At 57.8% G+C, this 9,723-nt stretch carries 8 protein-coding genes and 1 tRNA gene; all 9 read right to left on the bottom strand.

Features of this window, described 5'->3' with window-relative positions:
* Positions 1–135 precede the first annotated feature (135 nt).
* Entirely contained in the window at positions 136–1,884 is a 1,749-nt protein-coding gene (gene argS, locus ABYV89_RS10775; RefSeq protein ID WP_432822958.1) for an arginine--tRNA ligase, read from the bottom strand.
* Between the two features lie 74 nt (positions 1,885–1,958).
* Positions 1,959–2,035: transfer RNA gene (locus ABYV89_RS10770), tRNA-Pro, on the bottom strand.
* Between the two features lie 103 nt (positions 2,036–2,138).
* Entirely contained in the window at positions 2,139–3,479 is a 1,341-nt protein-coding gene (locus ABYV89_RS10765) for a phenylacetate--CoA ligase family protein (protein WP_432822957.1), read from the bottom strand.
* Between the two features lie 23 nt (positions 3,480–3,502).
* A complete protein-coding gene (locus ABYV89_RS10760) occupies positions 3,503–3,934 on the bottom strand; it encodes an ACT domain-containing protein (RefSeq protein ID WP_432822956.1) in 432 nt (143 codons plus the stop codon).
* A gap of 27 nt (positions 3,935–3,961) precedes the next feature.
* Complete coding sequence (locus ABYV89_RS10755; protein ID WP_432822955.1) at positions 3,962–5,266, bottom strand: phenylacetate--CoA ligase family protein; 1,305 nt, start codon at positions 5,264–5,266, stop codon at positions 3,962–3,964.
* Positions 5,267–5,301: 35 nt separating this feature from the next.
* Positions 5,302–5,880, bottom strand: a complete 579-nt coding sequence (locus tag ABYV89_RS10750; protein WP_432822954.1) for an indolepyruvate oxidoreductase subunit beta — start codon at positions 5,878–5,880, stop codon at positions 5,302–5,304.
* Positions 5,873–7,639 (bottom strand): indolepyruvate ferredoxin oxidoreductase subunit alpha, encoded by a 1,767-nt coding sequence (gene iorA, locus ABYV89_RS10745; RefSeq protein WP_432822953.1) that lies wholly within the window; start codon positions 7,637–7,639, stop codon positions 5,873–5,875. The genes ABYV89_RS10750 and iorA overlap by 8 nt, the downstream gene beginning before the upstream one ends.
* A 101-nt stretch (positions 7,640–7,740) precedes the next feature.
* Positions 7,741–8,661 carry an exopolyphosphatase gene (locus ABYV89_RS10740; protein WP_432822952.1) on the bottom strand — a complete coding sequence of 307 codons (921 nt, stop codon included), beginning with the start codon at positions 8,659–8,661 and terminating at the stop codon, positions 7,741–7,743.
* Positions 8,662–9,723, bottom strand: a 1,062-nt coding sequence (locus tag ABYV89_RS10735; RefSeq protein ID WP_432822951.1) for a Na/Pi cotransporter family protein, incomplete at its 5' end; no start/stop codon positions are given.

Below are 9,723 nucleotides of genomic sequence, written 5' to 3'. Positions count from 1 at the left end.
CTGTACAGGAAAGCTTACCTTGAGTTAGAGAATTTTAAAGTATCTCGTGCCCATTCTAATTCAACCCGTTCATAGAGTAAAGGCGTCAGAACTGACTGTCCTGACGCCTTTACTCCTTTGTGGTTTAGCAAAACGTTACATCCGCTCCAGGGTTTCAATACCGAGCAGATTCAGCCCCTGCCTGAGGGTGCGCGCGGTGAGCAGGGAAAGCTTCAGGCGGCTGTTGCGGGTCTCGGCATCTTCGCAGACCAGCACCGGACAGCTTTGATAAAAGCTGGAGAAGATGCCGGAGAGTTCGTAAAGGTAACCGCAGAGCAGGTGCGGCCAGCCCTTTTCGGCCACCCGGTTGACCACTTCGGCAAATTGCACCAGTTTGCCGGCCAGGTCTTTTTCGATTTCCTCCTCGAGCCTCACCCTCCCCTGCAACTGATTTTCGTCGATTTCTCCGCGGCGGAATATGCTGGCGACGCGAGTGTAGGCATAAAGCAGATAGGGCGCGGTGTTCCCCTCGAAGCTGAGCATCTGGTCGAAGCTGAAAACATAATCACTGGTGCGGTTTTTCGACAGGTCGGCGTACTTGACTGAAGCAATGCCGACGACCCGGCCGATACTGCGCAGTTCGGCATCAGGCATCTCTGGATTCTTATCCTTCACCAGGGCATAGGCGCGGGCTTCGGCCTCATCAAGCAGGTCTGTCAGCTTAGCGACCCCGCCGGAGCGGGTCTTGAAGGGTTTGCCGTCTTCACCCATGACGGTGCCGAAGGCCATATGTTCAAGGCTGACAGCGGCGCCGGCAAAACCGGCCTTGCGTGCCACGGCGAACAGCTGTTGAAAATGCAGCGACTGGCGATGGTCGACGAAATAGAGCACCCGGTCGGCGTTCAGGGTACGCAAGCGATAACGGATTGCCGCCAGATCGGTGGTGGCATAGAGAAATCCGCCATCCTTTTTCTGCACGATCATCGGCAGCGGCTCATCGTCCTTCCCCTTGAATTCGTCGAGGAAGACGCAGCGGGCCCCCTGGTCTTCGACCAGCAGGCCGGCGGCCGTCAGGTCCTCGATCACCCTGGAGAGATCGTCGTTGTAGAAACTCTCGCCGACCACATCGTCGCGGGTCAGGGCGACGTTGAGGCGATCGTAGATCTGCTGGCAATGGGATAACGAAATTTCAAGAAATTCGCGCCAGAGCTGGTTGCAGTAGGCATCCCCCGACTGCAGTTCGACCACCAGCTGGCGAGCCCGGTCGGCGAATTCAGCAGAGGCGTCAAAGCGCCCCTTGGCTTCGCGATAAAAGAGTTCCAGGTCGGAGAGCTGCATGCGGATTTCGCCGCCAGCCCGGCGGACCTCTTCCATGTGGGCCAGCAGCATGCCGAACTGGGTTCCCCAGTCGCCGACGTGATTGTGCCGGATGACTTTATGGCCGAGAAATTCCAGGGTTCTGGAAACGGCATCGCCGATCACGGTCGAGCGCAGGTGACCGACGTGCATCTCCTTGGCCAGGTTGGGCGATGAGTAGTCAACCACCACCGTTTGCGGCAGTGCCGACAGCATGACGTCAAGGCGCGGGTCGCCCAGGGCGATCTCGATCTGCCCGGCAAGCCAATCCGGATTGAGATAGAAATTGATGAAGCCGGGGCCGGCGATTTCAGCCTTGAGCACAAGCGGTGAAGCCGGCAGCTGCTCGATGAGCTCGGCGGCCAGCTGGCGCGGATTTTTTTTCGCCGCCTTGGCGCTGATCATGGCCAGGTTGGTGGCCAGATCGCCGTGCGCCTTATCCTTGGTGCGATCAATCTGGATGGCCGGGTCGGCGTCGGCGGGGAGCAGCCCCTGCCCTTTCATCTTCGCAACCGCCTGCTCAAGCAGGGACTGAATCTGTTCTTTCATGCTTCCTCGCCGTGTGTGTACGCGAAACGTTGTTACGAAAAAAGGGAGTGACAGAGTCACTCCCTTTTTCTCGTTGGTCGGGGCGAGAGGATTTGAACCTCCGACCCCGTGCACCCCATGCACGTGCGCTACCAGGCTGCGCTACGCCCCGTCAATCAACGAGGCCGGATTATCAGCCATTTGCCTCGCAATGTCAAGGATAAATTTTATCGGCTTAAATTTTATATTGTTTCATGAAATCAACAGGTTCCGCATCAAAGGTGACGTTTGTCGATGACGCGCTTGGCCTTTCCTTCATGGCGGGTAATCGACGACGGCTCGACCAGCTTGACCTTGGCGCCGACCCCCAGGGTCGATAACAGGCGCTTTTCAAGCAGCTCGACAAAGGCCCGCTGCTTCTTCATCTCGTCGAAGAAAATGCTCTCGAAGACCTCGACCTGCACTTCGAGCGTATCCATGTTGCCGACCCGGTCGATCACCAGCTGATAATGGGGTTCGCACCCTTCGACCTGGAACAGGACCTCCTCGATCTGGGTCGGGAAGACGTTGACCCCTTTGATGATCAGCATGTCGTCCGAGCGGCCCATGGTCTTCTGCATCCGTCCCATGGTGCGGCCGCATTCGCAGGTGTCGTAGATCAACCGGGTGATGTCACGGGTGCGGTAGCGGATGACCGGAAATGCCTCTTTGGTGAGACTGGTCAAGACCAGTTCACCGATGGAGCCGGGCGGCAGCACTTCGCCGGTTTCCGGATCGATGATTTCAGGCAGGAAGTGATCCTCGAAAATATGCATGCCGCAGCGGTGCTGACATTCTCCGGCCACCCCGGGGCCCATGACCTCGGAGAGCCCGTAATTATCCGTGGCGATGACACCGAGCCGGGTTTCGATCTCGCGGCGCATCTCCTCGCTCCAGGGTTCGGCGCCAAACAGGCCGACCCGCAGCGAAAGATCCGCTGGGGAAATGCCGAGCTTCTCCAGGCGCTCGGCCATGGTCAAGGCATAGGACGGCGTGCAGACCAGGGCGCTGGAGCGGTAGTCCTGCATGATCATCAGCTGCTTGTCGGTGTTGCCGCTCGACATGGGTATGACCGAGGCGCCGATGCGCTCGGCTCCGTAATGGAGGCCGAAGGCGCCGGTAAAGAGACCGTAACCGAAGGCGATATGCACGATGTCGTCTTCGGTCACGCCGGCGGCGGTCATGAAGCGGGCGGCGAGCTCCGACCAGTTGTCCAGATCCTGCCGCGAGTAGCCGACCACGGTAGGTTTGCCGGTGGTGCCGGAAGACGAATGAATGCGAACCACCTCACGCAGAGGCACGGCGAACATCCCATAGGGGTAGTTCAGGCGCAAATCTTCCTTGATGGTGAACGGCAGCCGGGCCAGATCATTCAAGCACTGGATATCGTCGGGAACAATGCCAAGTTCGCGGAATTTATTCTGGTAGCAGGGAACCTTCTCCCAGACCCGGTGCAGGGTCTGCTTCAACCGGGCGAACTGGAGTTTTTCCAGTTCGTGCCGAGGCATGCATTCGTGTGCCGCGTCCCAGATGCGCTGTTGCACCACCCCTTTTTCCATAAGGCCATTTCTAGACATTCTGATATAAATACCTGTATGTGCTACATATTGTAGATGCGTTCACCTTGAAGAATATTCACGCCGCCCTGGGTCAGAACCTGGATCGCTTCTTCGGTATTATCGAACCGGAAGATGATAACGGCATTTTCGCCACAGCGCTCAACAAAGGCGTACATGTACTCGACATTGACCTTGCCCTGGTCGAGAATCTCCAGAATCCCGAACAGTCCCATCGGACGGTCGGGCACTTCGACGGCGACGACGTCGGTCTTGTTGACAGTGAACCCTTTTTCTTTCAGCACCGATTTGGCCTGGTCGGTCTTGTTGACGATCAGGCGCAGAATGCCGAAATCGGAGGTGTCGGCCAGGGACAGGGCGCGGATATTGACGCCGGCTTCGCCCAGCACCCGGGTGACTTCAGCCAGTCGGCCGGATTTGTTTTCTATAAAAATGGAAATCTGCTCGACTTTCATGGTACCCCCTTGAATAGGCGCTACGGGTCACTGTTCCTTGCGTTTGTCGATAACTCGCTGGGCCTTCCCCTCGCTGCGGGCGATGGTCTTCGGCTCGACCAGCCTTACCTTGCAGGTGACCCCAAGCATATCCTTGATTTCTTTGCGGATGCGCGAAGAGAGGCTCTGCAGGATCTTAACCTCGTCGGAGAAGGTCTGCTCGTTCACCTCGACCTGGACTTCCAGGGTGTCGAGATTCTCCTCCCGGTCGACAATCAGCTGATAATGGGGCTCGACCCCTTCGATGTTGATCAGCACGCTTTCGATCTGCGACGGGAAGACGTTAACGCCGCGGATGATCAGCATGTCGTCGGTGCGGCCGCTCATCCGCTCAAGGCGCACATGGGTGCGACCGCAGATGCAAGGCTCGGGGATGATCCGGGTGATATCGCGGGTCCGATAGCGGATCATCGGAATCCCTTCCTTGGTGATGGTGGTAATCACCAACTCGCCATGTTCGCCGTGAGGCAGCACTTCACCGGTTTCGGGATTGATGATTTCGGGGATGAAATGATCTTCCCAGATATGCAGCCCCTTCTGGGCTTCGATGCACTCGATTCCGACGCCGGGACCGAGAATTTCCGACAGACCGTAGATATCGATCGCCTTGAGATTGAGCTTTGCTTCAATCTCCTTGCGAATCTCTTCGCTCCAGGGTTCGGCGCCGAAGATGCCGACCTTGAGCTTGAGCGATTTGAAGTCGATCCCCTCTTCGGCGGCCACCTCCGCCAGGTAAAGGCTGTACGACGGGGTGCAGGTCAACACGGTCGAGCCGAAATCCTGCATGATCATCAGCTGCTTCTTGGTGTTGCCCCCCGACATGGGAATGACCGAGGCGCCAAGCTTTTCGGCCCCGTAGTGAGCCCCCAGCCCGCCGGTAAAGAGACCGTAGCCATAGGCGTTATGGATGACATCCCCCTTGTGGGCGCCGGCGGCGACGAACGAACGGGCCATCAGTTCGGCCCAGGTATCGATGTCGCGGCGGGTGTAGCCGACCACCGTCGGTTTGCCGGTGGTGCCGGAGGAGGCATGGATACGGACAATCTGCTCCAGCGGCACGGCAAACAGGCCGTACGGATAGTTGTCGCGCATGTCCTGCTTGAGGGTGAACGGCAATCGCTGCAGGTCAGCGAGGGATCTGACCTTGTCCGGGGTCATGCCGACCTTATCCAGCTGACGCCGATAAAAAGGCACGGTCGCATAGACCCGCTGCAGGGTCTGCTGCAGGCGTTTGAGCTGCAGCGACTCGATGACTTCCCTTGGCAAGGTTTCGAATTCATCATTCCAGATCATGATCCATCCTTTTCTTCAGGGGAACAGCTGGCGGATCAGGCCTGGCGACCGAGCCTGAACGCTTCGAGGTTCTCGTTCAGAAACTTTTCCGGCACCATCTTGTTCAGTGCGGCCAGCCAGAGTTCTTCGGCAATGTCCATCCGCTGCGAGAGGGCACCGAGCAGCACGGTGTTGACCGTGCGCACATTGCCGGCCTGCAGGGCCAGTTCCATGCCGTTGACAATCTTGGCGCCGGGACAGGCGGCGGTAATTTTCGCCGGGATATTGTCCGGATAGGTTTCCACGCCCATGGCGACCGGTGCCGGGATGATTTTCAGGTCGTTGACGACAACGGTACCGCCGGGACGCAGCATCGGCAGGTAACGGTAGGCTTCCAGCAGCTCGAAACCGAACAGCACGTCGGCCATCCCCTCGGGAATCAGCGGGCTGAAGACCCGCTTGCCGTAGCGGACATGGGATGTAACACTGCCGCCGCGCTGGGACATGCCGTGCACTTCGCTTTTCTTGACGTCGTAGCCGGCTGTCATCAGGGTTTCCGAAAGGACTTCGCTGGCCAGCAGGGTTCCCTGCCCGCCGACCCCGGCGAGAAAGATATTTTTCACATCGTTATTCATGACCGACTCCGAAGGCATCGAATTTACAAACCTGTTTACATACGCCACAGCCGACGCAAAGAACCTGGTTGATCCTGGCCTTGCCTTTGTCGGTTCCCGTCCCACCCTGCCACTCGATCGCGGGACAACCGATCTTCAGGCAGGCCTTGCAGCCGGTGCACTTGTCATCGTTGACAAACAGGGGGGCGCTGCGCTCACCGCGACCGTGCCGGTCGAGCATGCAGGAGCGGCGGGTAATCACGACCGATGTTTCCGGACGCTCCATTTCGGCCTTGATGAGCAGCCGGGTCTTTTCCAGCTCATAGGGATCGACCACCTGCACGTGACGTACGCCGATCGCGCGGCAGATCGCTTCGAGATCGACGGGAATCGCTTCGATTCCGGCCAGCGTATGGCCCGACGCCGGATTGTCCTGCCGGCCGGTCATGGCGGTGATGCGGTTATCAAGGATGATCACCGTGGCCGGGGTGTTGTTGTAGGCCATGTCCATCAGGCTGGTGATGCCGGAATGGAGAAAGGTCGAATCGCCCATGACCCCGACCACCTTGCTGCGTTCCGCCTCGCCCAAAGCCTTGGCCATGCCGGTGGCATTGCTGATGCCGGCGCCCATGCAGACGCAGGTATCCATGGCCGAGAGCGGCGGCAGCGCGCCCAGGGTGTAACAGCCGATATCACCGGTGACAAAGGCGCCGAGACGCTTCAGTGCGTAGAATACCCCCCGGTGGGAGCAGCCGGGACACATGTTCGGCGGACGGTTCGGCAGGGGCTCGGCAGAAACTTCGACTCCTTTGGGCTGAGCCATGCCGAGGGCCGCAGCCACTCGCCCAGGTGAAAACTCGCCGCAGATCGGGAAAACATCCTTGCCCTTGACACTGATTCCCATGGCCCGGATTTGATCTTCGATAAACGGATCAAGCTCTTCAATGACGTAGAGGGTCTTGCATCGCGCCGCGAATTCACGGATCAGCTCTTCCGGCAGCGGATAAACCATGCCGAGCTTGAGAATATGCGCCTTGGGGAGCACTTCCTTGGCGTACTGGTAGGAGATCCCGGCGGTAATAACGCCGACCTCCCCCTCGCCTTCTTCGATCCGGTTGATTTCATGGGTGCAGCCCCATGCCTTGAGATCGAGCAGGCGCTGCTCCACTACCGGGTGACGCTTGCGGGCATTGGCCGGCAGCATGACGAATTTACCCGGATTGCGCTCAATGACCGGTTCGGGCAGGTTGTCGATTCGGGATCCGAGATTGACGATTGTTTTGCCGTGGGAGATGCGGGTGTTGGAGCGCAGCATCACCGGTGTGTCGAACTGCTCACTCAGCTCGAAGGCCAGCCGGGTAAAGGCCAGCGCCTCATCACTATCCGAAGGCTCGAGCATGGGGGCTTTGGCCAGACGGGCATAATGCCGGCTGTCCTGCTCGTTCTGGGACGAATGCATTTCCGGGTCGTCAGCCACCACCACCACCAGACCACCGCGAACGCCGATGTAGGACATGGTCATCAGCGGGTCGGCGGCCACGTTGAGGCCGACATGCTTCATCGCCACCATCGCGCGGGCACCGGCGAAACTGGCGCCGATGGCGACTTCAAGGCTGACCTTTTCATTGGGCGCCCAGGATGAGTCGATCTCTGGGTAGGTCGCGATGTTTTCGAGGATTTCGGTACTCGGAGTGCCCGGGTAGGCCGATGCCACACGAACACCGGCTTCATAGGCTCCGCGGGCGAAGGCTTCATTGCCTGAGAGAATCGCTTGTTTCATAAACTCCTCTGTAAACCCCTTTGTCTCAATGAGTTGGCTGCGATCAACATCTTTAGCGAGATTAAAATGCCGGTTGAATATAGTCAATCAGAAGGGAATTGTCAATTTGAGTTGGACACATCAGCCAGTGACAGCAGGGCGCCTTCAAGCAGGCCGAAGTCGCTGATGGCTAGACGGGGTTGATGCAGGCGGCGCATGATCGCGGAAACGATGAAAAGACCCGGCACGATCAAATCCCCCCGCCCCTTTTCCATGCCGGGCAATTGCTCACGCTCGGCTGGGGACAAAGGCAGGAGCAGCTCGATCAGGGTATGTACCTTCTGCCGTTCGAGCCGGTGGTTGTTGATCTTCCGCCAATCGTAGCTGACCATTTCCAGGTCCATCGCTGCCAGCGTGGTCACCGTCCCCGCTGTGCCGACAAGGACGTATTCCTTGGCATCAATTGAAACGCCTGATGCGGACATATCATGGGTGAAGCAATCAAGCTGTCGCTCGATTTCGATCCTTACCTCATCAAGCGTATGACAGCTTTCGGCGAGCCTGACCACCCCGAGCGGGTAACTGCGGGAAAAAAGGATTTCGTTGTTTTCACAATAAACGAATTCGGTGCTGCCGCCGCCGATATCAAAGACCAGGTATCGCTCAGGCTTGGGGAAAAGCCCCTCGGCAACGCCGCGGGCACTGAGTCGGGCTTCCTCGCCACCATCGATAATCTGCAGCGGCAGGTCGAGTTCAGCCTGTACCCTGGCGACAAATCCCTGGCCGTTAACCGACTGACGCAGCGCCTGGGTGCCAACCGCGCGAACGCTGCTGATGTTGAATTTAGTTAGCAGTTCGACAAATCCCCGTAACGCCAAAAGGGTCCTCTCCATAGATTCTGGAGCAAGACCCTTTTCAGCTTGAAACCCGCCGCCAAGGCGGGTGATCGAACGCTCATAACGAACGGGCGTGAGCCGCCCGCCGGTTACCTCGCCCAGCAGCAGTCGAACCGTATTGGTGCCGACATCGACTGCCGCCAGCAATTACTTGTCTCCGACAACCGCTTGGGCCACGTTATAGGTGTGGTCGCCGATTTTCTCGAAATTGTGCAGCATGTCGATAAAGATAAGACCAGGCAAGACGGCGCATTCCCCGGTATTGAGTCGGGCGATATGATTATTGCGCATGGTCTCTTCAAGCATGTCGACGGTATCTTCCATGTGATTTGATTTTTCAAGGATGGTGACATCGCCACGCGACAGTCCCGCCAGTACGAATTCGAGAAAATCCCGTGTGCTTTCACCAATTTGTGCCAGCTCGGCGTTGCCTATTTCCGAGAAAACAATTTTCTGGCTGGCCTTTTTCTGGCCGAGACGCCAGAGGTTTTCACAGTGATCGCCAACCCGCTCAAGGTCATTGACCATGTGCATCAGCGAGGCGACTTCTTTCGATGTGTCCTGCGAGATAGACTTTTGCGACAGGGCGACCAAAAAATCTGTAACCTCTTTTTGCAGCAGGTCGACCACATCTTCCTTCTTCTCCAGGACTTCGATCCGCTTTTCATTGCCGTCTTTCAGGAAGGCAAGCGTCTCATCCAGCATTTCAAGAGCAATCTGCCCCATCCGTTTGGTCTCGGCCTTCGCCTGCCCTAAGGCAATCGGCGGGGTGTTGAGGACCCGGTTGTCAATATACTTGAGATGGAATTCCATCTCTTCTTCCTTGCCTCGGATCACCAGGGTTGTCAACTTGGCAAGGATACCGACCAAGGGCAGAAAAACAATCGTGTTGATGATATTGAAGAGCGTGTGGGTGTTGGCAATGTGGCGGGCAATAAACGGTTTATCGCCAATGGCCCCACCGAGGGTCTGCGCCTGTTGTTGTGTCTGGATGACGAAATCGGCATCCCCGGGGGTCATCCCGCTGACGAACTTCATAAAAAACGGCATCAGCAGCAGCATGTAGGCGACGCCAAGAAAGTTGAATAGAAAGTGGGCAAAGGCGGTTCGCCGTGCGGCCAGGTTGGTGCCGATGGCTGCGAGATTGGCCGTTACCGTGGTGCCGATGTTCTCACCCAGAATTAACGCCACGCTTGCCTCAAAAGTCAG

Source organism: Trichloromonas sp. (assembly GCF_041583255.1).
In the GTDB taxonomy this organism is placed as follows: domain Bacteria; phylum Desulfobacterota; class Desulfuromonadia; order Desulfuromonadales; family Trichloromonadaceae; genus Trichloromonas.
Note: the sequence above shows the minus strand (reverse complement) of the source record. Positions and strands in the feature narration are given on the sequence as shown.

Excerpts from the sequence above, each read along its gene's own strand:
- iorA (WP_432822953.1), bottom strand. The coding sequence starts at position 7,639 with ATGAAACAAGCGATTCTCTCAGGCAATGAAGCCTTCGCCCGCGGAGCC.
- argS (WP_432822958.1), bottom strand. The coding sequence starts at position 1,884 with ATGAAAGAACAGATTCAGTCCCTGCTTGAGCAGGCGGTTGCGAAGATG.
- ABYV89_RS10755 (WP_432822955.1), bottom strand. The coding sequence starts at position 5,266 with ATGATCTGGAATGATGAATTCGAAACCTTGCCAAGGGAAGTCATCGAG.
- ABYV89_RS10760 (WP_432822956.1), bottom strand. The coding sequence starts at position 3,934 with ATGAAAGTCGAGCAGATTTCCATTTTTATAGAAAACAAATCCGGCCGA.
- ABYV89_RS10765 (WP_432822957.1), bottom strand. The coding sequence starts at position 3,479 with ATGTCTAGAAATGGCCTTATGGAAAAAGGGGTGGTGCAACAGCGCATC.
- ABYV89_RS10750 (WP_432822954.1), bottom strand. The coding sequence starts at position 5,880 with ATGAATAACGATGTGAAAAATATCTTTCTCGCCGGGGTCGGCGGGCAG.